Annotated in this window: 23 protein-coding genes; 10 read left to right on the plus strand and 13 right to left on the minus strand. The window is 56.7% G+C overall.

Going from position 1 to position 23,018, the window contains the following annotated elements; translation table 11 throughout:
• Genes ACODR9_RS07950 through ACODR9_RS07965 form a run of 4 tightly spaced genes read right to left on the minus strand, consistent with a single transcriptional unit; the run spans position 1 to position 3,798 of the window.
• A complete protein-coding gene (locus tag ACODR9_RS07950) occupies positions 1-528 on the minus strand; it encodes a DUF3833 domain-containing protein (protein WP_488808656.1) in 528 nt (175 codons plus the stop codon).
• Positions 525-1,733, minus strand: a complete 1,209-nt coding sequence (locus ACODR9_RS07955) for a class I SAM-dependent methyltransferase (protein WP_488808657.1) — start codon at positions 1,731-1,733, stop codon at positions 525-527. The genes ACODR9_RS07950 and ACODR9_RS07955 overlap by 4 nt, the downstream gene beginning before the upstream one ends.
• A complete protein-coding gene (locus tag ACODR9_RS07960; RefSeq protein WP_488808659.1) occupies positions 1,730-2,506 on the minus strand; it encodes a DUF1365 domain-containing protein in 777 nt (258 codons plus the stop codon). The genes ACODR9_RS07955 and ACODR9_RS07960 overlap by 4 nt, the downstream gene beginning before the upstream one ends.
• Positions 2,506-3,798: an NAD(P)/FAD-dependent oxidoreductase gene (locus ACODR9_RS07965; RefSeq protein ID WP_488808660.1), complete on the minus strand. Its 1,293-nt coding sequence runs from the start codon at positions 3,796-3,798 to the stop codon at positions 2,506-2,508. Before ACODR9_RS07965 ends, ACODR9_RS07960 begins: the two co-directional genes overlap by 1 nt.
• 191 nt (positions 3,799-3,989) lie before the next feature.
• On the opposite strand from ACODR9_RS07965, the gene ACODR9_RS07970 reads away from it, so the two are divergent.
• Positions 3,990-4,613: a TetR/AcrR family transcriptional regulator gene (locus tag ACODR9_RS07970; RefSeq protein WP_488808661.1), complete on the plus strand. Its 624-nt coding sequence runs from the start codon at positions 3,990-3,992 to the stop codon at positions 4,611-4,613.
• Positions 4,614-4,738: 125 nt separating this feature from the next.
• Entirely contained in the window at positions 4,739-5,476 is a 738-nt protein-coding gene (locus ACODR9_RS07975; RefSeq protein WP_488808662.1) for a substrate-binding periplasmic protein, read from the plus strand.
• A 161-nt stretch (positions 5,477-5,637) separates the two neighbouring features.
• On the opposite strand, the gene ACODR9_RS07980 is transcribed toward ACODR9_RS07975, so the two are convergent.
• Positions 5,638-7,056: a coniferyl aldehyde dehydrogenase gene (locus tag ACODR9_RS07980; protein WP_488808664.1), complete on the minus strand. Its 1,419-nt coding sequence runs from the start codon at positions 7,054-7,056 to the stop codon at positions 5,638-5,640.
• Positions 7,057-7,095: 39 nt separating this feature from the next.
• Entirely contained in the window at positions 7,096-7,527 is a 432-nt protein-coding gene (locus ACODR9_RS07985) for an organic hydroperoxide resistance protein (protein WP_488808665.1), read from the minus strand.
• Between the two features lie 115 nt (positions 7,528-7,642).
• On the opposite strand from ACODR9_RS07985, the gene ACODR9_RS07990 reads away from it, so the two are divergent.
• Both ACODR9_RS07990 and ACODR9_RS07995 read left to right on the plus strand, forming a co-directional pair.
• Positions 7,643-8,527 (plus strand): LysR family transcriptional regulator, encoded by an 885-nt coding sequence (locus tag ACODR9_RS07990; protein ID WP_488808666.1) that lies wholly within the window; start codon positions 7,643-7,645, stop codon positions 8,525-8,527.
• Between the two features lie 87 nt (positions 8,528-8,614).
• Positions 8,615-9,130, plus strand: a complete 516-nt coding sequence (locus ACODR9_RS07995; protein WP_488808667.1) for a GNAT family N-acetyltransferase — start codon at positions 8,615-8,617, stop codon at positions 9,128-9,130.
• Positions 9,131-9,289: 159 nt separating this feature from the next.
• Here the strand turns inward: ACODR9_RS07995 and ACODR9_RS08000 are convergent, their stop codons facing one another.
• The 6 genes from ACODR9_RS08000 to ACODR9_RS08025 form a co-directional block, all read right to left on the minus strand.
• Positions 9,290-10,297 carry an aldo/keto reductase gene (locus tag ACODR9_RS08000; RefSeq protein WP_488808668.1) on the minus strand — a complete coding sequence of 336 codons (1,008 nt, stop codon included), beginning with the start codon at positions 10,295-10,297 and terminating at the stop codon, positions 9,290-9,292.
• 58 nt (positions 10,298-10,355) lie between these two features.
• Positions 10,356-10,739 carry a tautomerase family protein gene (locus ACODR9_RS08005; RefSeq protein WP_488808669.1) on the minus strand — a complete coding sequence of 128 codons (384 nt, stop codon included), beginning with the start codon at positions 10,737-10,739 and terminating at the stop codon, positions 10,356-10,358.
• Between the two features lie 89 nt (positions 10,740-10,828).
• Positions 10,829-11,896: an alkene reductase gene (locus tag ACODR9_RS08010; protein WP_488808671.1), complete on the minus strand. Its 1,068-nt coding sequence runs from the start codon at positions 11,894-11,896 to the stop codon at positions 10,829-10,831.
• 50 nt (positions 11,897-11,946) lie between these two features.
• Positions 11,947-12,735 carry an SDR family NAD(P)-dependent oxidoreductase gene (locus ACODR9_RS08015; RefSeq protein WP_488808672.1) on the minus strand — a complete coding sequence of 263 codons (789 nt, stop codon included), beginning with the start codon at positions 12,733-12,735 and terminating at the stop codon, positions 11,947-11,949.
• A 51-nt stretch (positions 12,736-12,786) separates the two neighbouring features.
• On the minus strand, positions 12,787-13,785 hold the full coding sequence (locus tag ACODR9_RS08020; protein WP_488808673.1) for an NADP-dependent oxidoreductase: 999 nt from the start codon (positions 13,783-13,785) through the stop codon (positions 12,787-12,789).
• A 37-nt stretch (positions 13,786-13,822) separates the two neighbouring features.
• Positions 13,823-14,740, minus strand: a complete 918-nt coding sequence (locus ACODR9_RS08025; protein WP_488808674.1) for an alpha/beta fold hydrolase — start codon at positions 14,738-14,740, stop codon at positions 13,823-13,825.
• Positions 14,741-14,843: 103 nt separating this feature from the next.
• Here ACODR9_RS08025 and ACODR9_RS08030 point away from each other — a divergent pair, with 103 nt between their 5' ends.
• On the plus strand, positions 14,844-15,287 hold the full coding sequence (locus ACODR9_RS08030) for a winged helix-turn-helix transcriptional regulator (RefSeq protein ID WP_488808676.1): 444 nt from the start codon (positions 14,844-14,846) through the stop codon (positions 15,285-15,287).
• Positions 15,288-15,678: 391 nt separating this feature from the next.
• Here the strand turns inward: ACODR9_RS08030 and ACODR9_RS08035 are convergent, their stop codons facing one another.
• Complete coding sequence (locus ACODR9_RS08035) at positions 15,679-17,268, minus strand: EAL domain-containing protein (RefSeq protein WP_488808677.1); 1,590 nt, start codon at positions 17,266-17,268, stop codon at positions 15,679-15,681.
• A 727-nt stretch (positions 17,269-17,995) separates the two neighbouring features.
• On the opposite strand from ACODR9_RS08035, the gene ACODR9_RS08040 reads away from it, so the two are divergent.
• From ACODR9_RS08040 to ACODR9_RS08060, 5 genes are all read left to right on the plus strand, one after another.
• The gene (locus ACODR9_RS08040) at positions 17,996-19,324 is read left to right on the plus strand and encodes a hypothetical protein (RefSeq protein ID WP_488808679.1); all 1,329 of its coding nucleotides are present in this window, start codon (positions 17,996-17,998) and stop codon (positions 19,322-19,324) included.
• Between the two features lie 11 nt (positions 19,325-19,335).
• A complete protein-coding gene (locus ACODR9_RS08045; protein WP_488808680.1) occupies positions 19,336-19,941 on the plus strand; it encodes a c-type cytochrome in 606 nt (201 codons plus the stop codon).
• Positions 19,942-20,138: 197 nt separating this feature from the next.
• The gene (locus ACODR9_RS08050) at positions 20,139-20,438 is read left to right on the plus strand and encodes a LysR substrate-binding domain-containing protein (RefSeq protein WP_488808681.1); all 300 of its coding nucleotides are present in this window, start codon (positions 20,139-20,141) and stop codon (positions 20,436-20,438) included.
• Between the two features lie 148 nt (positions 20,439-20,586).
• Positions 20,587-21,741 (plus strand): GGDEF domain-containing protein, encoded by a 1,155-nt coding sequence (locus ACODR9_RS08055; protein WP_488808682.1) that lies wholly within the window; start codon positions 20,587-20,589, stop codon positions 21,739-21,741.
• Between the two features lie 422 nt (positions 21,742-22,163).
• Positions 22,164-22,565 (plus strand): hypothetical protein, encoded by a 402-nt coding sequence (locus tag ACODR9_RS08060; protein WP_488808683.1) that lies wholly within the window; start codon positions 22,164-22,166, stop codon positions 22,563-22,565.
• Positions 22,566-23,018 lie beyond the last annotated feature (453 nt).

Consider the following 23,018-nt stretch of genomic DNA (forward strand, 5'->3'; position numbering starts at 1 on the left):
TTACTCCTTGCGGAAAAACAGGCTGACTTCACCCAGCCCGATGCTGAATTTGCTCATGCGCGCACTATTGAGCAGCGTCTGTTTGTCCTGCAGAAACATCCAGTCATCAAAGTCCACATTCCATTCCTGCCCGTCTACCGGCAGGCGCAGGCTGTAGCGCCAGTGCAGTGCGTTGCCAGCCACTTCACCCTCGGCCTCGCCGATCACATCTGCCGCCGTGCCGCGCCACTTGCCTTCACCATTGGGCTGCAAGCGCCAGCTGCGTTGCTGGTGTGTGCCGTCGGCATAAACAAAGCGTTCATCCAGAATCAGCACATCACCCGCGCGGTGGCCGTTGATGTCCACGCTAAAGCGCTTGATCAGTTTGCTGTTTCGGTCGCGGAACATGCCCCAGGCCTGGGTGTGGCCGGTGAAAAACTGGTACAGATCCAGCTTGGGCGTATTGTCACGGTAGCTTTGTATGTCAGGCGTACTGCAAGACGCCAATAGCGGCAGCCCGGTCAGCAGCAAGCAGCACAGGCGTTTCATGGTTGTGCTTCCTGCAGCAAAAATTGGGATACGCCTATGCTGTTCTCGTCAAACCCGGCCTCGCAATAACACAGGTAAAGCCGCCAGATGCGGATGAAGGCATCGTCGAAGCCGAGTTTGTGTACGGCGTCGAGCGCGTGTTCAAAACCATGCCGCCACCGGCGCAGGGTTTCTGCGTAGTCGTGGCCAAAATCCAGCCGGTCGCAGGTGTGCAAACCGGCACGGGCAGCCTGCTGCTGGAACGCATGCCGGCTGGGCAGCATGCCGCCAGGAAAAATGAAGGCCTGAATAAAGTCACTGCCGCTGCGATAACGTTCAAAACGGCTATCGGCAATGGTGATGCTTTGCACCAATGCCTTGCCGCCTGGTTTGAGCAGCTTGCGTAGTTGGCAGAAGTAGCCTTGCCAATAAGCTTCGCCCACGGCTTCAAACATTTCGATGGAAACAATGGCATCGTACTGGCCGTGCAGGTCGCGGTAATCACACCATTCCAGTTCTGCCAGTGGCTTGTTGGCCAGCCGCCGCTGTGCGAACTCCAGTTGGGCGTTGGAAATGGTGACGCCATGCACGGCAATGCCTTGCTGGCTTGCATGTTCGGCAAAGCCGCCCCAGCCGCAGCCTATCTCCAGTACCCGCATGCCAGGCTTCAGTCCCAGGACATCGCAGATGCGCTGGTATTTGGCTGACTGTGCTTGCGCCAGGGGCAAATCGTAATGGCCATCAAACCAGGCGCTGGAGTAAGTCCAGCTAGGGTCGAGCCATAGCTGGTAAAAGTCGTTGCCCAGGTCGTAGTGTGCATGGATGTTGCGCTTGCTACCGGCTTTGCTGTTGCGGCGCAGCTTGTGTTTCAGCCAGTACCAGGCACGCGCCGGCAGGCTGCCACTAGCGGCAGAACCCAGTACTTCTTGATTGCGCAGTGCCAGCCTTAGCAGGGCAACCAGATCGGGAGCGTCAAGCAGGCCATCTCGATACGCTTCGGCAAAACCGATATCACCGGCCAGCAGCAGCTTGCTGCAGGCTGCCCAGTCGCGTAGGTGCAATTCGGCATCCGGAATTTCCCCCGTCGTACCGAACCAGTGTGCGGCACCATCCGGTGTAATCAGGCGCAAGCTGCCATGACAAAGCCGGCTCAGCCTGGATAACAGTAATTTTCCGGCAAAAGGAGGTGTGCTGCATGGAATGTCTAGGGCGCGGGAAAGGCTCATGGGTGGAGCTCCTGTCCGTGAGTCAGATTACTGGATGGGGGTTGCGGTTTGCCGAACAACGGCACTTTCTTGCACAGCAGGCGCAGGGCCTGCCAATGAATGCGCAGGATGATGGACACGGTCAGCAAGGGTTGCTGCAGCAGGGCTGACACTGTGCTGGCTGAGGTCAACGGTGTCATGTCACCGGACACACTGGTATTGAGCAGCACACCGTCCGCATCGTGGTAATCGATACGCATCAGCATGCGATCGCTTTTTTCTGCCAGCCGGAACTGGTAATGCCCGGCTACCTGGCAGAAGGGGGATACATGCAGCTGTTTCACGCAGCTAAGGGCAAGGCCATTGCGAATAGGCTGGCCATTTTTGTTGGCCAACAGGTAGGCATGGTGTTCACCAAAGGTGTTGTTGACATCGGCCAGCACCGCCACCAGCTGGCGATTGGCATCGTGGCAGTACCAGAAGCTGACCGGATTGAATGCGTAGCCGAACACGCGGGGGAAGGTTTGCAGCCAAACCTCGCCATCGTCTGGCAAACCGGCCTTGGCCAATTGACTGCGAATCCAGGGCAGGAGCGGGCTGCCATCGCGCGGGCCATAGTCGCGGCTACGTACCGTCATCAAACGGAAGCGATTGACCCCGAACCAGGCATTGCCAATTTCATCCAGCGCAGACAGGCGCAAGCGCACGGCAAACACCGGATAGCGAAAGCGGTGATGGGCAGGGCGCAGCCGTTGGTGCATGACCACGCCCTTAACGAGATAGGCATCAGTCATCAGTCCAGCCTCGCCCAGCTTGGCAGTGGGGTAAAGTCCTGCGCTACCCGCAATGCCGATTTCAGACCATCCTCGTGAAATCCGTAACCGGTCCAGGCACCGGCAAACCAGGTGTGACGCTTGCCCTGCAAGGCAGGTAGCCGGGTTTGCGCCTGAATTGCAGCTTGATCAAACAAGGGGTGCTCATAGATGAAGCGGGCATACTCCAGTGATCGCTCTGGCTCCCGTAGCGGATTCAGGGTGACGATGACCGGTGAAGCAACCGGCACCGGTTGCAGTGTATTCAGCAAATAGCTGACGCACACGGCGCGCTGTGCGGCTTGCCGGCTGTCGGCAAGAAAGTTCCAGGCAGACCACACCTTGCGCCGCTTGGGCAATAAAGCCGGATCGCCGTGCAATATGGCCGTATTGGCTTGATAGCGTACCGCGCCCAGCACCGCCCGTTCTTCTGCATTGGCATCGGCCAGCATGGCAAGGGTTTGTGGGGCGTGAGTGGCAAAAATCACGCTGTCGAAGCGCTCTTGCCCATGGCGGCTATGCACGATTACCCCAGTCTCATCGCGCTGCACCGACAGCACGGGCGAGGACAGGCGCAGATCGGGAATTTGCTCCAGCAGTTTCTTGACGTACTGACGCGCACCGCCCGGCACGGTAAACCAGCGGGGACGCTGACTGATCTGCAACAGACCGTGATTCATGCAAAAGCGCAAGAAACTGGCGGCCGGAAACGCCAGAATTTCACCACTGGGGCTGGACCAGATGGCGGCGGCCATTGGCACCAGGTAATGGTCGCGAAAGCGTTCACCAAAGCCTTTCTGTTGCAAAAGCGCGCCCAGCGACAGCTGCTGTTTGAGCGCAGTTTCCAGCAAGCGCGGCGCTGCCTTGTTGAAACGCAGAATGTCGGACAGCATGCGGTAGAAACCGGGGGACAGCAGTTTGCTGCGCTGGGCAAACACGGTATCCAGATTGCTGCCCGCCCATTCGTCACGCCCTTGGTCCAGGGAAACGCTAAACGACATCTCGGTTGCGCAAGACGGCACGTCCAGCGCATTGAATAGCGCAATCAGATTAGGGTAGGTGCGCTCGTTGAATACCAGAAAACCGGTATCAACCGCGAAAGCGTGGCCTTGCAGTTCCAGATCCACCGTGTTGGTATGCCCGCCAGCGTAATCTGCCGCCTCGAACAGCGTGACGTGATGACTGGCGGAAAGTAGCCATGCGCTGCCAAGCCCGGCAATGCCGGCGCCGATAACGGCTACGCGTTGACCTTGGACTGGATTTGCTTTCACCATCACTCCCGAAAAAAGACACCGCTAGGTGTTGTTGGTCTGCAGGGGCGGTACGCAAGGGCCTTTGCAACAGGCCCGTATGCATTCTCTGCGATCAATCCATTCAAATCACTTGGCACCAGGCGACGCAGTGCTTATATTCAGCATATAACCGCTTTGTAAAAAAAGCTACTGATTAGTAAAAGGTCGTACTCATGAGTATTTTAAGCAAGCTCAGTTTCAAGGATCAGGCGTTCAAGTTGCGCGAGCAGGCCGTGCTGGATGCAACCACCCATTTGTTGGCAAGCAAGGGATTCGACCTGATGACCATGGACGATGTCGCCGAAGGTGCCGGCATCTCCAAACCCAGCTTGTACAAGCATTTCAAGTCGAAGGAAGATCTTGCGACAGAGGTGATGATCCGGCTGCTGGATGGCGCGCTTGACTATCTGGAGGGTCTGGATGAGGCACTGAGCGGCAAAGCCCGCTTGGGCAGCCTGCTGGAATGGGCACTGCGGGTAAGGCTGGAAGGCGGGCTGCCGTTTTTGCCGTCTACCAGTCCGCAGGTGAGGGAAATGCTGACACGCAGCATCCGCTATGTAACGCGTGTTTATAAACTGCACAAGCAATTGCAGGCCATTGTGGAGCAAGCAAAACTGGCTGGAGAAATCCGTTCCGATCTGCCGACGGATGTACTGCTTTACGCCTACTATTCACGCACTTGCGATCCAGCTGTTGATTACATGAAAGACTTTGGACGCTATAGCAATGATGAAATCGTCTCGCACATGCAAGCGATGATTTTTACCGGTATGGCGGCTTCTCCTACGGCGCATTAGCGCCGCGTATTTGTAGACGGATCGGTCTTCAGTTTAAACACATAATTAAGAGAAATTCATATAAAAAGCGGCTACTATAAACAGATCGTAAATTATGGCCTCAAGATGTCCCGCCTCCTCGACTCATGCGATTCCTTCACTGGCTGCTGATACTGCCGCTGTTATCCCAGGTCTGCCATGCCACCCCGATACGGCTGGTGACATTCGACTATCCACCCTATGTCGTCGATAGCGATCATGGCCCCCAGGGCCTTGCCACCAGTATCGTGAGCGAAGTATTTACCCGGATCGGCAAGCAGGCGCAGATCACACTCTATCCCATGAACCGTGGGCTTAGCCTTATCGCCAACCACCAGGTTGATGGTTTGTTTCCGTTAAAAAAGACCCCGGAGCGGGACTTGGCCATGGTCTATCCCACTCAGCCGCTGCTGGTTCAGGACTACGTGTTTTTTGTACGCAAGGACTCGCGGTGGAGGTTCAACGGCAAACTGGAGTCCATTGCCGGGGCCCGCATTGGCATTACCCGCAATGTGTTCTACAGCCCCCGGCTGGACAAGGCATTAAAAGCCGGGCTATTTGCCAACGTGGATAGCACCGATAGCCATGAATTGAACTTGCGTAAGTTGTTGGCCGGCAGGGTAGACATCGTGCCCTGCAGCCGTGTTGTCGGGCTTCATCTGCTGCAAACCATGCCGGGTGGAGATAAAGCCGTCCAGACCGGGCCTAGCATAGAAAAGGTAGCCAGCTATTTGGTCTTTTCACCTGGCCCTGATGCAGCCAAACTTGCCGCCCTCTTTGACCAGGTGATGACCCGCATGACCAAGGATGGAAGCCTGAACCGCCTGATCATGAAGGATCCGTAGGAACAGCAGAACCGGCCAGCTCGCCCCCATTAGTACCGGCACTTTCCATTACCTGGTCATACGTGGCCTGACATTTATACACTTGATGCCGTCGTATCAATCAGAAGCGGCTTTCTTTGGTGCGCATGGCTAAGCGGCCCGTTTCTGCCCGGATTTCAGCCTTATGCGGTTTGCAAGAATGCTTTCACCGCAGCCAAACCATCTTGATGCGGCGCGCGCAGACGCAGATTCGATGCACCATCCGCGCTTTGCACCACCACTGCCTTGGCGTGGCTAAAGCGGTTGAAACCGTGAATGCCGTGATAGGCCCCCATGCCGGAGGCACCTACGCCACCAAAGGGCAAGCTGTCGATGGCCGCATGCGTCATCACGTCATTGATCACCACGGCACCCGAGGTGGTGTGTTGGCTAAAGGCCTGCTGTCTGTTTTGGTTATCGCCAAAGTAATAGGCAGCAAGTGGGCGCGGGTGGGCATTGATATATTGCAGCGCGGCATCGAAGCTGGAAATCACCATGACCGGCAGCAGCGGCCCGAAAATTTCTTCTTGCATGATGGCCATGTCGTCGGTGGCATCCAGAACCAGATGCGGAGCCATCTTTCTGCCGTGCGGGTCTGCATCTACTTCGCCCGCTGCCGCCAGGCTGATGATGGTTGCGCCTTTTGCCCGTGCGTCATCCAGCAAGCCTTGTAACCGGGCAAAATGCTGCGGGCTGATGATGGCGGTGTAGTCCGGGTTGTCCTGAAAGCTGCGGTAGCTGTTGGCCACAAACTGGCGTGCAGCGCTTACCAGTCCGGGCAGATGCTGCGGTGTGAGCAGCAGGTAATCCGGCGACAGGCAGATTTGGCCGGCATTGAAGGTTTTGATGGTGAGCGTGCGGGCGATGGCCGTGTCCAGGTCCGCATCTTCGTCAATCAGCACTGGCGATTTGCCACCCAGCTCCAGGGTAACTGGCACCAGATTTTCTGCCGCCGCCCGCATGACATGCTTGCCCACAGCCGTGCTGCCGGTAAACACCAGATGATCGAAGGGCAGGGCACTGAATGCCCGGCCAATGTCGGCATCACCTTGCACCACCACCAGTTCATCCGGCGCAAAGTACTGCCCCACCAGCTCGGCCAGCAGGTCCGAGGTGCGCGGTGTCAGTTCCGATGGTTTCAGCATGGCGGTATTTCCGGCAGCAAATACCCCGGCTAGCGGCCCGAATGCCAGGTTGATGGGGAAATTCCATGGGCTGATGATGCCCACTACGCCCAGGGCTTGCGGTTCGATCCGCGCATGGATGCCAGGGGATCCCGCTTCCACAACTTGCGCTTGCATCCATTCACCAAGGTGGTCGGCGGCATGCTGCAAGCCCTTGATGGTGGTAACCATATCGACAAGCAGTGTTTGATATTGACTGCGGTGCGCAAAATCGGCGCTGATGGCATCAGCCAGGGCCTGATGGTTTTCTTGAATCAGCCGCACGCTGCGCTGCAATCGATCACGACGCAGCGCCATGCTGGCCGGGCCTGCCGCCAGTTGTGCTTTTTTTATTGCCTGCAGAATGTTGCGCAGGTCTTGTTGTGCTTGAGTGTCCATATCCGGTTTCTCTATGTTGGGCCAGCAGGAGCGGGTTGATCAGATGACGTGCAAAGCCACGTCGATATTGCCGCGTACTGCGTTTGAGTAAGGGCAGGTGGCATGCGCGGCGGCGACCAGCGCTTCGGCCTGGTTACGCTCGATGGCGGGCAGCTCGATACTCAGGCTGATGGCCAGGCCATAACCGCCTTCGCTGCGCGGACCAATTCCCACCTGGGCGGTGACGCTGGCGTTGTCCGGTACCTTGGGATGTGCGCCCTTGCTCAGTGCCGACACTGTTTTCATGGCGCTGAGAAAACAGGCGGCATAGCCCGCTGCAAACAGCTGCTCTGGATTATTGCCAACATCCTTGCCGCCGAGTTCACGCGGCAGGCCCAGCCAGATATTCAGTGAGCCATCTTTGGTGCGGGCATAGCCATCACGGCCACCGGTTGCAGTGGCTTCGGTTTGGTACAGGACAGAACTCAACATGCTTATCTCCTTGTTTGATGTGCATTTCTGCGATGGAGAAATCATAAGGGGGACTGGTATCTGGCCGCCAACAAGGGTATTTTTGCAGGGGTATAATTATTTTTATGGGCAACGCATGTCGCTAGTTCGTCTCAGAACATTTGTCGAGGTGTACCGCCAGCACTCGATCAGCGGTGCCGCCAGAAGCCTTAACCTCACCCAACCGGCCGTTTCACAGCATATTGCCGGTCTGGAAGTGGCCATCGGGCGGCCCTTATTCGAAAGACAGAGCCAGGGCGTGTTGCCCACTGCCGCTGCTGATGAGCTGGCAGCAGATATCGGCGACAAGCTGGATGCCGCAGAAGCAGCCTTGTCTACGGCACGGGCACGTTCGGCGGATATCGCGGGCAATCTGCATATCATCGGTCATGCAGACTTCATGGCAGAAAAGCTGGCCCCGGCACTGGTGCCTTTGCTGAAAGAGGAAATCCGCGTGCGACTGCATGCCGGTGACGGGCCGATGGTGACGCAGATGCTGCTGGAGGAGTACTACGACCTGGGATTCTCCGCGCACCCGGTCACGGATGCCCGGCTGAAAGGGGAGCTGATTCTGAGCGACCGGATCGTGCTGGTGGCTGCGCCTGCCGTGGCGCAGCGGCTGAAGACAGCCAGCAATCTGGGGGATGCGCTGCAGGCAGAGCCTTTGCTGGCCTACAATCTGGAGCGATCACTGATTGATCACTGGCTGGAAAAAAACCGTATCCATGCCCCCGGGCTTATCCCTGCGCTTACCGGCCAGGATTTACGAGGCTTGCGCAGCTTGTTGAGCCAGGGCTTCGGCTGGACGCTGTTGCCGTATTATCTGTGCGAATCCCAGTTGCATAGCGGGGTGCTGGAAGAGATTCCACCACCACTTGGCCATACTGAAATCCGCTATTACCTGATCTGGCTGCCAAGCAAGCTGCGTCAGCCACGCATTGCGCATGCCAGGCAAACGCTACTTTGGCAATTGGGAAAATAACAGGCATAGCGCGTGTAATTGGCTACTTACGTCAATGCGCTCACCAAGACCGAACCATCCATACACCAGAAATGTACTATTTAAAGCATGAGTGAAACTATCCAACTAGCTGATAAATCCCACGCTGCCGAAATTGCGGCGTTGGTCAATAAGGCATACCGGCCAGATGCCAATTCGCGTGGCTGGACACATGAATCGGATTTGGTGACTGGCGACAGAACATCACCAGAGCAAGTAATCCAGCAGATCAGCACCGGTTCAACAGTACTGATCGCCGTTCGCAACCATGAAATTGTTGCCTGCGTCCAGCTTACGCCTGATGCAGCAGATTGCTGGATAGGAATGCTTGCAACGCTTCCCTCCGCGCAAAATTCAGGGATGGGGAAAAAAATGCTGATAGCGGCTGAAGCTTACGCGATCAAATGTTTTAACCCGCAACGGCTGATGATGTCTGTGCTGTCTTCACGTATGGAATTACTCAGCTTCTATCAGCGAAGAGGATACCAACTTACCGGGAAAACAACGGCCTACCCAATTGATGCCGGAGTTGGAATACCGCTATTGCAAGACCTGCAGGTTTTGGAGTTGAGCAAGGCAGCCTGACCCGGTTGGCTGGGCTGAAATACCACTGCGCTCAAGCGTATGCGGGAATATTGAAACAAATTAGTCAGCCAAAGCAGGGCAGCACAAATACGGGCAAGTGTGTTTCTTCTGCTTTGGCTATTGGCACACGATCTTAGCAAATAGCGCGATTTACCCTGCTCACGCTACCGTAAGCGCACGATTGCCATTATCTCGGGAAATCGGTTTTCTGGCGCTCATGGACGCATCCAGGCTGCTGACGGTATCAAGACGTTGAATCTGTTCTGCCGAAAGCGTCAGCGCCAGCGCATCAAGGTTGTCCTTAAGCTGGGTTTGCGAGCGCGGCCCGATAATGGGAACGGCACCATGTGTCCCGGCCCAGGCAATGGCAACCTGACTGGCACTCACCCCTAGCTCAGCGGCAATTGCCAGTACCGTGTCAAGAATCTGCGTGCGCTGGATTGAGTTTTCTGCTTGAAAAACACGCCCGCCGAAACCTTCAGCCCGCCCTTTTTCACCTTGCCGATATTTGCCGGTGAGCATGCCGCCCCCCAGTGGTGACCAGGTTACAATCCCCAGGCCCAGCGCCAGTGATGCCGGGAACAAATCTGCCTCTGGCTCGCGATGTACCAGGCTGTGTTCAAACTGAGCCGCTGCAATGGGAACCGCATGCGTTAATTCTGCGTAGGTGACTGCCCGGGAAAGCCGCCAGGCCGGGAAGTTCGACAGGCCGGCATACAGAATCTTGCCGGCACGGGCCAAGTCCTCAAAGCCACGCACCATTTCTTCAATGGGGGTGATGCCGTCTGGATGATGTGCCCAGTAGATATCGATTCTATCGGTCTTGAGCCGTTTAAGACTGGCTTCCACCGAGGCAATCATTGCCTTGCGGCTATTACCGGTAACTAGCCGGTTGGCGTTGGGCGCGGAGCCGTTGGTAAACTTGGTTGCCAAAACAAAATCTTCACGCCGTCCTTCCAGCAGATCTCCCAGCAATGCTTCCGCCTGTCCAAACTGATAACTGTCTGCGGCATCGATAAAGTTACCACCTGCCTCGGCATAGGCGTTGAAAATACCAGCAGCAACGTCCGGATCGGCTCCATAGCCCCAGCCAGTGCCAAAGTTGCCGGTACCCAAAGCCACTTGCGATACCTGCAAGCCAGTGTTGCCAAAAATGGTGTAGTTCATACTTTGCTCCGTAAATGGAAGTATTCGTGTGCTGAATCAGCTGATGCTGCTGCGCGCATCAGTTTGCGTACTGGGCAAGGCCGCTGCCGAATGACCAGTTTTCTTTTTTAACCTCGACCAGACTGATGAAGACATCCTCCAGCCGAACACCCGCTTCTTTATTGAGCCCCTCCGCAATCGTCTGGTAGAGCAGCTTCTTTTGCTCTGTCGAGCGTCCTTCATTCAGCGTGATCTGGATAAACACCACGCCATCAGTCCGCTGGATTCCGAGATACGCGGGGTCGTAGACGAAATGATTGTCGTCGTGCTCCGTCAGGACCTGAAAGTTATCCTTGTCTGGAACATTGATCGCCTGCTTCATTGACGCGTAAACCACCTTGCCCAGCTTTTGGGCAAAGGTCGCATCAGGATTCTTTTTGATGTCGATACGCACCAGGGGCATGTTGCTCTCCTTGAATTTGCTTAAGCGCCTGCCCGGGCTGCGCAGGCCACAAGGGGGTGACCGCAAGCGCAACCCGGCTGAGGCTTCGATCAATAGTCGGTGTAGCCCTGTTCGCCAGGCGTGTAGAAGGTAGCGAAATCCGGCTCTGCCAATGGCTGCCCGGTCTGCAACTTGGTGACGAGATCGGGATTGGAGATAAACGGGCGACCAAATGCCACCAGATCGCCACGCTGCGCGTCGAGATCGGCCTCGGCGCGTGCGGCATCGTAGCCACCAGACAGAATGTACTGTCCGTTGAATGTGCTACGGATTTTGGCCTTCAATGCAGGGCTGACTTCCGGTGCACCCATGGCACTGTGATCAACAACATGGATATACAGCAGACCAAGGGTATTTAATTCCTCGATCAAGCGCAGATACAGCGTGTCCATTTCTGCATCTGGTACTTGCGCGTTGAAAACACCATACGGCGAGATACGCATGCCCACACGTTTAGAACCAATGGCAGCAACGGTGACTCGCGCTACTTCCACCGCAAAGCGGATGCGGTTTTCAACCGAACCTCCCCAGCGATCATGGCGCTGATTGGAGGCGGTATTAAGAAACTGGTCGATCAGATAGCCGTTGGCGGCATGCAATTCGACACCGTCGAAGCCCGCCTGCAGGGCTAGTGTGGCCGACGTGGCATATTCAGCAATGCTCTGGGCAATGTCCGCTTCATTCATTTCACCCGGCACCGGATACGGCTGCATACCAGCCGTGTCCGTCCAGGTTTCACCAGGAACCGCAATGGGCGAGGGCGCCAATACGCGGGCACCTTCCGGCATATTGGCCGGATGGCTGACGCGTCCGGTATGCATCAATTGCACAAAAATCCTGCTCCCGGCCTGATGCACGCCATCGGTTACCCGTTGCCAGCCCTGTACTTGCTCTGCATTGAATAATCCGGGAATGCGCGGATAACCCAGGCCATTTGGCGATGGGGACGTTCCCTCGGTAATGATCAGTCCTGCGCCCGCCCGTTGGCCGTAGTATTGCGCCATCAGTGCATTGGGCGTGTTGCCAAGCGCGCGGCTGCGCGTCAGCGGTGCCATCACGATGCGATTTTTCAGCGGCAGGCTGCCAAGCTGGGTAGGGCTAAATAAGAGATTGGGCATTGCAATGGCCTTGATGTTAGATTCACGTTTAGATGGATGGGCTGAGCTGCTCAGTGCTGTTGCTGATAGTGTTCTGCAGCATGGGCTTGCCGGATGTCTGACAGCAGCCCTTGACGCGCGCCATCCAGTGCATCCCAGCGTTCGGCCACATGCAGCGGGGGAATCGTTACCGGCTCGCGACGGTCGAAGCCGACCAGTGCCGCATCAACCAGTTCGCCTACTTCCATCACCTCCGGGAAGGTGTTGACGTCAATGCCGGCGTGCTGCCAGATTTCGGTGCGGGTGGCGGCTGGCAGTACCGCTTGTACGTAAACGCCTTTGGAGGACAGTTCCAGGCTCAAGCCCTGTGACAAATACAGCACAAAGGCTTTGGTGGCTCCGTAGATCGACATGGCGAACTCCGGGGCGAACCCCACCACCGAGCCAATATTGACGATGGCACCAGTACCGGACTGGGCAAGGCGCGGTGCAATCGCCGCAGCAAGCCGTGTCAGTGCGGTGGTGTTCAGCGTGATCTGGCGTTCAATCGCTTCGCCGGATTGCTGCAGGAATCCACCGGCTTGCGGCATGCCTGCGTTATTGATCAAGATGCCGATACTTGCGTCATCACGCAGCCGCGCTTCCAGTGCTGGCAGTTCTGCAGCGCGGGTCAGGTCGGCTTGCAGCACTTCAACGGCGACCTGGTACTCGGTATGCAGGCGCAGTGCCAAGGTATCCAGACGTGATTTGTCGCGCGCAACAATAATGAGATTGTGGCCGCGCCGTGCAAAGCGCTCGGCATAGGTGGCGCCAATGCCGCTGGAGGCACCGGTAATGAAAACGGTCGGAAGGGTAGTCATGGCTTTTCTCTGGATCAGTTGAATGGGTGGGAAGGGGAAGTAGGGCGGGCCTTACATCTTGACTACGACCTTGCCCTTGGATCGTCCCCGGGCCAGGTACTCAAGTGCGTTTTCTGCTTCCTGGAACGGAAACACCTTGTCGATCACCGGCTTGATCTGCTCTGTTTCCAGCAGCTTGCTGATGGCGGTGAGTTGCGTGCCATCCGGACGGACGAACAGAAAGGAATACGAGACGCTCCGCTGCTGCGCCAGGCGCCTGATCTTGCGGCTCATCAGGCCGAACACGAAGCGCAGCACAAAATTCAAGCCTTTTCTGCGCGCAAATGCCGCGTCCAGTGGGCCAACCAGCGAGACGATCCGGCTGCCCGGTTTGAGAATGGCAAGTGACTTTTCAATGCTGTCACCGCGCGTGGTGCCCAGCACGGCATCATAGTTACGCAGTACGGTTTCGAATTCCTGCTTTTTGTAGTCGACAACCTCATCAGCCCCCAGGCTGCGCACCAGGTCAACATTGCCCGTACTCGTGGTGGTGCCTACCTTTGCGCCCAGGTACTTGGCCAGCTGGATGGCAAACGTGCCAATCCCGCCGGACCCAGCCGGAATGAATACCTTCTGCCCAGCCTGCAGATTGGCCCGCTCTTTCAGCGCCTGCCATGCGGTGAGAGCCACCATCGGAATGGAGGCGGCTTGCACGAAGTCCAGATTGGCCGGTTTCAGTGCAGCAGCATGCTCCGGCACAGCGGCATATTCAGCAATCGACCCGGTACCCAGGTCGAAAATGCTCGCAAACACGGCATCGCCCGGCTTGAAGCGGGTTACGTTACTACCCACCTCGGTGACAACACCGGCCAGATCACTCCCCATTACGGCGGGCAGCTGGAAATGCAGCACCGGTTTGAACATCCCGGTCGGAATCATATTGTCGATCGGGTTAAGCCCGGCGGCGTGAACCTTCACCAGCAGTTCATCGGCTTTGAGTGCCGGGCGGGGTACTTCGGTAATGCCAATCTCTGGCGACTTGCCATAGCGTTTGAAGGTGAGTGCTTTCATGGTCTTCAATTTCGATCCTTAGTGTTGTCTTGTCAGTTCAATCTGCGAGGAAGTCCAACACGGCTGGCACAAACGTCCGGTAGTGCTGAAACACACCGCCGTGTCCTGAGTCGGGATAGATCGTGAGCTGTGCATTGGGCAAGCGGCGCGCCATGTCTGCGGAATGGCTGCTGTCCACCATCAGGTCCCGGTCACCGTTGGCGACAAAAACCGGCTGCGTGATGACCGAGAGATCGTCTGGCGCACTCAGCCCTGCAGTCTTGATGGCATTCAATTGGGCAAGCCGGGCTTGCAGGGAAATGCCCTTGTCGCGATTTGTGCTGCGCATTTTCAGGGCGGTGAAGTAATCCCGCGCCGCGCGCTTGCCTTCCGGGGTGCGAGGGAAAAACAGAAAATGTCGGGCATCGCTCCAGGTTAACGCTGCCTTGATGTAGGCCATGACGGCCACTTTGGTTACCTTTTCAATGCCGCCACCACCACGCGGCCCGGTGCCGGCCAGCACGATGCGTCGCACCAGGTCTGGCGCTTGCAATGCCACCATTTGGGCTACACCGCCGCCCAAGGAGAAGCCGAGCAAGTCCACCTGTGTGAAGCCCATGGCCCGGATAAAGGCAATGGCATCGCGCCCCATCTCTTCCACCGTATCGGGCACACGGCCGGTCGAGGCACCCACTCCGCGATTGTCAAAGGCGATGACGCGACGCTTGGCGGCAATGCCATCGATAACGCGCGGGTCCCAATCGTCCAGTACCGCCATCAGATGATGCAGAAAAATAACGGGCACTCCGGAGTCGGGGCCAAGATCGCGATAGGCAAAGGCCACGCCACCAACGTCAATGGTGCGGGTTGGCACATCCTGCCATTTCTCTTTGCGTACCGGCTGCATGACATGCGTGGCATGCCGGTCTGCGGCGGTCTTGGCAAACGATTGAGTGCTTGTATTGTGCGTGCTCATCAATGAAATCTCCCGACGAGTGGATTGCTAGTCCGTGAAGTGTTAGTATCAAAGTGATACGAACAATACTACCAATTTACCGATAAGTCACTATCAAAATAGTATGGACACTGAAAATAGTTGTGAGAACCCTTGCCCGATCTCCCGCAGCCTGAGCGTTGCCGGTGATGCCTGGAGCATTTTGATCCTGCGTGATGCCCATGCCGGACTGACCCGTTTCGACCAATTCCGCAAGAGCATGGGTATTGCACCCACGATGCTGACCCGTCGTCTGGCGACGCTGACTGACGAGGGTCTACTGGAAAAGCGGCGCTACTCCGAGCACCCGCCGCGTGAGGAATATCTATTGACGGCTGCCGGGCGGGATTTTTTGCCGGTGCTGTTCATGATCGGGGCGTGGGGCCGCAAGTACCGGGGTGGTGGCAAGCTGACGCAGTTTTTCGACGCCGAAACGGGGACGGAAATTAAAGCGATTGCGGTGGATGAAGTGACCGGAGCAAAGATTGGAACGCGGCCGATGCGCGTTGTTGTGCCGGATGAGCGCTGAGCGCACGGTGAATGCACAGTCTGCCAGCGCCAGGGGGATTCAGATTTCAGTCCTGCCTATTTGCATCCCTCTGCAGAGTTAGCAAGCAAGTTGCTGTTTTTAATGGAGCGATGGGCAGGTACTTGATGGCAGATCGTGCTGCCATCAACCGAATCAGGGAAATCCGGCTTCAGCGCGCGGCTTACTGCCATAGGGGGGATGGGCGCCCCATCTTTCGGGGCCGCCAGGTCTGAATACTCGCCAGCCCCCGCGTATGGATGGCCCCCGCCTTGCATGGAAAGGGGGCAGATCGTCGGCCAACGCAGCCAGGTATAGCCACAATCTCGACCTTCGCTTCTATATTGATTGCCGTCGTAAACGTATCTACAGAAGCAGGGCGCTTCACCCCCTGCTAACGCATGGGGCTAGACTGACGTTCGTGCAGTTTCTGCTCCAGCGCCGCCACGCGCAGCGCCAAGGCGTGCTCGGTGGTGACATCGGAAATGATGCCGTACCAGGCCAGTACCTCGCCTTGCTCGTTTTGGGCGGGAAAGGCACGGCTGCGCATCCAGCGCCAGCTGCCATCCGGCCACAAAATGCGAAACTCTATAAGAAACGGCTGCTTGCTGGGCAGATGTTTCAGCCAGGTTTCGCGTACCCGTACGCGGTCATCGGGATTCATGCGTGCCAGCCAGCAGGCATGACGCTCCTGATAACTGGAGTCTGCCGGGCAATCGACGAATTCACCCATATAGTCAACCAGCCCATCAGGACCGGCTCGCCAGGTGACATTGGGGCCTAGTTCCAGCACGGTGCGGAAGTGGGTTTCGCTTTCCCGCAGCTGCTTCTCTGCCTCGATACGGCTGGTAATGTCGACTAATACCAAGGACACGCCCAGCGGTAGTTGCTGGGCATCGGTAATCCGTTGATGGGTAATCAGGAAGGTGGTGCCACTGGGCTGATGGCAGTACTCGGTGGTTTCGCAGACTTCACCCGCCATCACCCGCACCAGCACCGCCATGAGGTTGGGGGTCATTTCATGGCCGAATATCTGGCTGACTGGTTTACGCAGGATGTAGTCCAGCTCCACACCCAGATAGCGGGCCAGCAGCTGGTTGGCACTGACAATGCGCATCTGGCAATCGATGAAGCACAAGCCCACTGGTGCATCCTGATACAGTGCTTCCAGCTGATGCAGGCGCTGGAACGGCGATAGGTCCAGCGTGGTCTGGGGTGCCTCTCCACCCCATGTCTGCAGGAGCTGCAAGGCTTGTGCAGCAGGCACGGCAGGTGACCACAGAAAGCCCTGGCCCGCATTGCAGCCCAGCTTGCGCAGTACGGCAGCCTGTGACGTGCTTTCTACACCTTCGGCCACAACGGTTAGCCCCAGACTTTGGCCAAGCCCCAGTACGGCAGTCACGATTCGCAGCGACTGTGTATCACTGTCTAATGCCGCAACGAAACTGGCATCAATCTTAAGTTCGTCGAACGGCAGTGAATACAGCCGGGTTAGGCTGGAATAGCCGGTGCCGAAATCATCCAGCGACAGCGCCATGCCGTGTTGTTTGAGGTCGCCCAGCACCTGCTGCACAGCGGCGCTATCGTGGAATAGCTCGCTTTCGGTAATTTCAATGACCACTCGTGACAGGGGAAAACCACTGCTGCATACGGTATCGAGCAGGTCGGTAACCAGCGTTGGCAACAGAAACTGGCTGGGTGCCAGGTTGAATGCCAGCGAGAACTGCCCCGGCCATGTTGCGACCACGCGGCAAGCTTCACCCATGAGTTTCAACAGCAAGGCATGCAACATGCCGCTGCGTTCGGCCAGGGGAATAAAGGTGGCCGGGGAGACACGACCATGCTGTGGGGAATCCCAGCGCGCCAGCACTTCAAAGCCGCAAACGTGGCCGCTGACCAGATTCAACTGGGGCTGAAAGGCCGGCCAGAACTCATCTCCCGCCAAGCCATGCCGTAAGGCGGCCTCCGATATGTGTTCGATCACATTATCTCCTTGTTGTCGCACCGCGCCGTAAGGGCGACAGACACCGCATCCTGACTAAGGGATTTCATGGCCATTAACGGCTCCATGGTAGCGCGATTGATCGATCCACGGCGTTGTCTTGGGACAAGCCCATCATCACCGTCAAATATAGCGCTGCCAGGTGCGGATGTGAGGCCAGTTTTTCCGGGGCTTGAGGTTGGCTAGGACTGCTATTCCTCGATTCAGCGGCATGCCCCATTGCGGCAGAGCGGCAACAAATGCCCCGCGCTACTGTGGCAGGCGAGAATGGCGCTGCTTGGCTAAGATGTAAAAGCAAAGGCCCGGTTTCCATCGCCTTGTGGATACCCATCCTTACCCGGTACTACCCAAACTGGTTGGATGTGCTCTGGCTCAGCAAAATGCAGGCTTGTTCAGACCTTCCCTTGTGTAATCGCTTCGCAAATTGTGATCGGTCATGACGCCACCGTTTGCGTGCATGCGCACTCGCCCGCGTCTTGGCGGAAGGATTGTATGCCGCTCATACCGGCATTGCATCAATGCCTTGTCGCAGCTGGCAGTGTATGGGCGATGAAATCCAGTTCAAGCCAAAAAAGTGCGATCCTTACAACAATTTACATGGCATTTGTTTGCGGTATATCAATAGATATCCTGTGTCGGATGTGCATTGGCAGACAAGGCATAGGCTTGCATTAGGTAGTTCTCCTTAGAACAATTACGGGAGCTGGACATGAAAAATCTCTACCGCCTCGCTTGCTTGTCTGTTTTTTATCCCTTGTTGATGTTGATCTTCCAACAGCAGGCTCTTGCCTTACCCAGCTATGCACGACAAACCGGAGAAGCATGTGTGGCCTGTCATGTCAGCTTCCCCGAGCTGACGCCTTATGGTCGGCTGTTCAAATTATCCGGATATACATTAGGTACGACACAGCTCTTTCCCGTTGCTGTAATGGCAGTGGGCTCAGTCAGCAAGGTATCCAATACGCAGGGCAATGACAGCAGCTACCCGCGTAATAATCAATTGCAGCTGGAGGGCGGCAGCCTGTTTATTGCGGGCAAGGTGGGTGATCACGCTGGCATGTTTTCCCAATGGACTTACAACAATCTCAATAGCACAACCCAGTCTGATGGCAGCACGGCCTTTAATGGCAAAACCACGGTCGACAATAATGATTGGCGGCTGAGCTGGCATATTGCCAAGGCCGACCTGGATTTGATCTACGGCCTGACGTTGAATAACAATCCGACGGTGCAGGATGTATGGAATTCCACCCCGGCATTCGGCTATCCCTACCAGTCATCGCGACTAGCCAGTGTCTGGGGAATCGGGCCACAGGCAACCCTGATTGAAGGCGGGCTGGCCCAGCAAGTAGCCGGGCTCAGTGCCTATGCTTTTCTCAACAAGAACTGGTATGCCGAAATAGGCAGCTATCGCGTGGCGGATGGCCCGTTCTCCTTCCTCAGCCATGGTGTAGACCTGAGCAACCGTCTGAGTGGCAATAATCCCTACTTGCGCTTTGCCTATAACCGGGACTGGGGCATGCATTCCCTGGCTGTCGGCGTGTTCGGTATGGATGCCAAAGTCCATACCGATGGCACCGATACCAATTCACCGCTCGATCATTACCACGACCGTGGCATTGACATGCAGTACCAGTATTTGTCCGATCCGCATATCTTCACCACCCAGCTTTCCTATATCCATGAAAGTACCGACTGGGATGCCTCGCATATCGGCAATGACCGGGCAGCTGCCAATAGCAAATTGAATAGTTTTCGCGCCAAGGCAAGCTATTGGTATCAACACACCTACGGGCTGAGCATCGGCTATTTTGGCGAGCATGGTACAACCGACTGGACCGCCTGGAGCAATACCGGCAGTCCGGATACCACCGGTTATATCCTGGAATTCAACTACATGATCAAGCCCAACTGGCGGGTTGGCTTGCAATATACCGGCTACACCAAATATCAGGGAGCCAGTCTCAACTACGATGGCAATGGGCGTAATGCGCGGGACAACAACACGACCTATCTTTATACGTGGATAGCTTTCTAGGAGCGATGGCCATGAAAATTACCAGAATTGCGCTGTTTGGGATGATTTCCCTGCTCCCCCTGCAAGTCATCGCGGCCGGTAGTGCAGAAGATCTGGCGCGGCAATGGTGTGCCAATTGCCATACCGCAGATGGCAATAGCAGCTCTCCCTTGTTCCCGCGCCTGGCCGGGCAGCAGGCAGGCTATATCGTCAATCAGCTGCAGGCGCTCAAGAACCACAGCCGCAGTGATGAATCTGCCCATGACTATATGTGGGGCATAGCCGCCACGCTGGATGACAAGACCATTGCCGACATTGCGGAGTATTTCTCCAGCCAGAAACCCCTGCCGAATACGGCTGCCGTGGAGCCGGAACTTGCCAAACAGGGCGAGCAGTTGTTCCGCAACGGCAATGAAGCCAAGGGCACACCGCCCTGCATGGCCTGCCATGGTCCCAACGGTGAGGGGAGTGAAGTCGGACCGCGCCTGGCTGGCCAACATGCGCCCTATGTCGAAAAACAGTTACATGTATTTGCCAGTACGCAACGACCATCCGCTGTAGAGATGCAGGCGATTGTCAAAACACTGGATGACAAGCAAATCCAGGCACTGGCGGCCTATATCCAGTCAATGCATTAGGATGCACACGGTGTATTTAAGGTATCAGACTTGATCTATCAACAAGGTGCATCGCCCCCGGTTTGCTAAACCGCGATGGCTGCATTTCCACTGCGACAGTGGCCATTGGTTATTTAAGGGGCGAATGGCCGCTTCGACCGAACTGCCGCCGACCAGGCTGACGCACCCTCAGTTGGTCGGCCAGAGCAGACGACTTAGTGACCCATGAAAAATGGCCACTTTCCCATAGGAAGCGGCCACAAATGTATCTAGTCGTCAACAGGGCAGCGGCGGCGCTGGATGCCGCCTGCGGCGGCCTTGGCCTTACTCGTGTGCTGTTTTACCAGTGCAAACCGGCAAGGCGCGCAGGCCGGGTGCAGATTGTGCTGGCGGATTTCGAGCCGGCGGCATGGCCGGTGAGCCTGGTGTATGCGGCGCAAGGCAGGTTGCCCATCAAACTGCGCGCTTTTCTGGACTTTGCCGCCCCGCGTTGGCGCGCGCAGTTGGCCGGGGGGTGAGGGCTGGTGCTGGTTTGTTTGTCGACTGGTAAACAGTACTTCAAAACAGCTGTGCTAGCATGACGGGCAATGCACGATGAATGGATTGGATCAAGAGAACTGGCATGCCCGCTCGCCAACCGTGAAGTGAGTCATCAAGGGCGAGTTTATGAGCAATTCCATTACCATGCTGATGCTGGATCTGCCAACGGTGCTGTTTTTGTATTCGACATCGTTGATTGCTGGTACCTGCGCCGTATTGAATGCATGGCGTCACCAGCGCAATGAAACCGGGCTTGGGCGGATTGCGCTGGCGCTGGCGGTGCTGGCGGTCGGGGGTGGGCTGGCGGGGCTGAGCGAGCTTGCGCTGCTGCCCTGGCCGTTCTTGTGGCGGTATGTGCATTTTTTGCTTGGCGTCGGCGGCTATGTTGCCCTGTGGAGCGGTTTGGCCGAGCTGAGCAGCCCGCGTTGGTGCGCCTGGAGGCTGCGGGTGGCCCTGGTGCCGCTGCTGTGGCTGCTTGTCGGCATGCTTACAGGTTTTATCGCGCACAATGAGCAGCGTGCGGCGGTGTTTCATTTCAATGCGTTTTTCTTCCTGTTGGCGGCGGCATTCTGCATGTGGCATGACCGTCATGCAGAGCCGCTGGCTTCCCGATTGCTGCTTAGCCTGACGCTGTTGCTCAGTGCCCTGCTGTATGGCAGCGAGTGTTACTGGATAGTGAGCAGTGCCTGGTCCCGGCAGTTGCTGTCCTGGGCTTTCTTCGCGCAGATCATCTGCAATTTCACCCTGGTGTTGCTGGTGCTGACCTTTCTGTCCGAGCGGGCCGCAATCAGGCTGCGTCAGGCCAGCGAACGGGACGAACTGACGGGCGTGGGTAATCGCCGTTACCTGTTTGCGCGCTTGCCTGCGCAGGCAGAGGCGGGCAACGCCATCATCATGGCGGATGTCGACCACTTCAAGCGCGTGAACGATTGCTTTGGCCATCTGGGTGGGGATCGGGTGTTGGCGGTGGCTGCGCAGGCGCTGCAAGCCACATTGCGAGAGCAAGACCTGATTGCCCGCTTTGGCGGCGAGGAGTTTGTGATTTTCCTGGCGCAGGTGAGTCAGGCCGAGGCCCGTAGCCTGGCAGAGCGGCTACGCTTGCAGCTGGCTGCGCAGGAAATCGACATGGCGGGTGAAAAATGCAAGGTCACCGTGAGTATTGGTCTGGTCTGGCTGGATGGCCCCGGCCGCAGCTGGGATGAGTGGCTGAATCTGGCGGATGCTGCCTGTTATCAGGCCAAGCAGCAGGGGCGGAATCGGGTATGCGAACATGCACTGTAAATGAATGGCGAGCGGGCATGAAAGCCTGCCGCGCTGCCAGCAGCGGTCTTCAGCAGGTTGTAGGCGATATACAACTGGTTATGTTGCGCATTGATGCTGGCTATTCACTGGTGCCCAGGCCCCAACTGCTGCGCTAGCGACCAGTTTCGCCAAATGCCATTACCTGGCTGCTCAGCAGCAGACCCGGACACAGTCCCAATACATGTTTCATGGTGTTTTCTCCAAGCAATAACAGTGATATCAAGCGTGAGCTTGTCCGAAATTCGGTGTAAAGCGGTCGTTATTACCAGCTAATCTCACCGATCGCTTTGGCCGACTTGTGACCTTAACACCGGCAGCTCTGACAGGCGGTTTGCCAAGACAGTGATCCGCAGAGACGTCCAGTAGACTTGGGCAACGAGTTCCACGCAAAGCGACTGAAAATGACTTCACTAGCAGAATCCATTGTGCTGATGGTCGACAGAGATAGTGTCTGCGCAGGAGATGACTGTGCATCGCATGCCTGCTCGTTTTCCGTACCCCCTGCGGCGTCTCTTTCAGAGCTGCTCTACCAGGCGAAAAAAGCGTGCAGGCTTGCAAGCATATCAGGTGGTAAAGCCACCTGGATTGTCGAAGTGGGAGGCTACGATGGCATGCCAATTGCAGTGGTGGCTCAGCAATGGGATGAAGCGCGCGCACTGATTCCAAGCGCAACAACGGTTGAAAGCCTGTTTGCCAATCAGCAGAAGCAGCTGTACTTCAAGTATTGGTGCCAAGCAAACCCGGAGACAGTGTTCGATGCCTTAGTGTCAAACAGCCCGCTGCCAAGTCGGTATGCTTCATAGCAAACTTGTTGCAGCGGCTAAAGCGTGTTTATAGAAGCCGGGGCGATTCAGAAGCACTTGTCGGTGCTGTCAATGACGGGTGACTCAAGGGGGACTCAGTGAGTACGTGCTGAATGCCCCACAGCGCAGATCGCCTCATCCGCATATCCTGCAGCATCTTGCTTGCATCCATATTTGATTTGGTAACTGTGACGCGCTCTAGTGGCGGGCGTTACAGGGACTGGCAGTACCATTCCAAAGCCAAGCAATGTCAGCGCGCGGCACCTGGGACAGCCTACCTGCCACACCTTGGCACGGCCCGTTGCTCTCCGGGAATACGCCCCAGGCTGAACCCGTCACAGAATTTGCCAAAACCGGCGCGATGACGACGCCCCCATTTATGCCAAATCACTGACAGAAAATCAGGTAAATTACTCACGCAGGCTAAAACCACACTCTGAGAAATGCGGCAAG

The organism is Aquitalea sp. FG25 (assembly GCF_057809375.1).

Excerpts from the sequence above, each read along its gene's own strand:
- ACODR9_RS07950 (WP_488808656.1), bottom strand. The coding sequence starts at position 528 with ATGAAACGCCTGTGCTGCTTGCTGCTGACCGGGCTGCCGCTATTGGCG.
- ACODR9_RS07955 (WP_488808657.1), bottom strand. The coding sequence starts at position 1,733 with ATGAGCCTTTCCCGCGCCCTAGACATTCCATGCAGCACACCTCCTTTT.
- ACODR9_RS07960 (WP_488808659.1), bottom strand. The coding sequence starts at position 2,506 with ATGACTGATGCCTATCTCGTTAAGGGCGTGGTCATGCACCAACGGCTG.
- ACODR9_RS07965 (WP_488808660.1), bottom strand. The coding sequence starts at position 3,798 with ATGGTGAAAGCAAATCCAGTCCAAGGTCAACGCGTAGCCGTTATCGGC.
- ACODR9_RS07970 (WP_488808661.1), top strand. The coding sequence starts at position 3,990 with ATGAGTATTTTAAGCAAGCTCAGTTTCAAGGATCAGGCGTTCAAGTTG.
- ACODR9_RS07975 (WP_488808662.1), top strand. The coding sequence starts at position 4,739 with ATGCGATTCCTTCACTGGCTGCTGATACTGCCGCTGTTATCCCAGGTC.
- ACODR9_RS07980 (WP_488808664.1), bottom strand. The coding sequence starts at position 7,056 with ATGGACACTCAAGCACAACAAGACCTGCGCAACATTCTGCAGGCAATA.
- ACODR9_RS07985 (WP_488808665.1), bottom strand. The coding sequence starts at position 7,527 with ATGTTGAGTTCTGTCCTGTACCAAACCGAAGCCACTGCAACCGGTGGC.
- ACODR9_RS07990 (WP_488808666.1), top strand. The coding sequence starts at position 7,643 with ATGTCGCTAGTTCGTCTCAGAACATTTGTCGAGGTGTACCGCCAGCAC.
- ACODR9_RS07995 (WP_488808667.1), top strand. The coding sequence starts at position 8,615 with ATGAGTGAAACTATCCAACTAGCTGATAAATCCCACGCTGCCGAAATT.
- ACODR9_RS08000 (WP_488808668.1), bottom strand. The coding sequence starts at position 10,297 with ATGAACTACACCATTTTTGGCAACACTGGCTTGCAGGTATCGCAAGTG.
- ACODR9_RS08005 (WP_488808669.1), bottom strand. The coding sequence starts at position 10,739 with ATGCCCCTGGTGCGTATCGACATCAAAAAGAATCCTGATGCGACCTTT.
- ACODR9_RS08010 (WP_488808671.1), bottom strand. The coding sequence starts at position 11,896 with ATGCCCAATCTCTTATTTAGCCCTACCCAGCTTGGCAGCCTGCCGCTG.
- ACODR9_RS08015 (WP_488808672.1), bottom strand. The coding sequence starts at position 12,735 with ATGACTACCCTTCCGACCGTTTTCATTACCGGTGCCTCCAGCGGCATT.
- ACODR9_RS08020 (WP_488808673.1), bottom strand. The coding sequence starts at position 13,785 with ATGAAAGCACTCACCTTCAAACGCTATGGCAAGTCGCCAGAGATTGGC.
- ACODR9_RS08025 (WP_488808674.1), bottom strand. The coding sequence starts at position 14,740 with ATGAGCACGCACAATACAAGCACTCAATCGTTTGCCAAGACCGCCGCA.
- ACODR9_RS08030 (WP_488808676.1), top strand. The coding sequence starts at position 14,844 with ATGGACACTGAAAATAGTTGTGAGAACCCTTGCCCGATCTCCCGCAGC.
- ACODR9_RS08040 (WP_488808679.1), top strand. The coding sequence starts at position 17,996 with ATGAAAAATCTCTACCGCCTCGCTTGCTTGTCTGTTTTTTATCCCTTG.
- ACODR9_RS08045 (WP_488808680.1), top strand. The coding sequence starts at position 19,336 with ATGAAAATTACCAGAATTGCGCTGTTTGGGATGATTTCCCTGCTCCCC.
- ACODR9_RS08055 (WP_488808682.1), top strand. The coding sequence starts at position 20,587 with ATGAGCAATTCCATTACCATGCTGATGCTGGATCTGCCAACGGTGCTG.
- ACODR9_RS08060 (WP_488808683.1), top strand. The coding sequence starts at position 22,164 with ATGACTTCACTAGCAGAATCCATTGTGCTGATGGTCGACAGAGATAGT.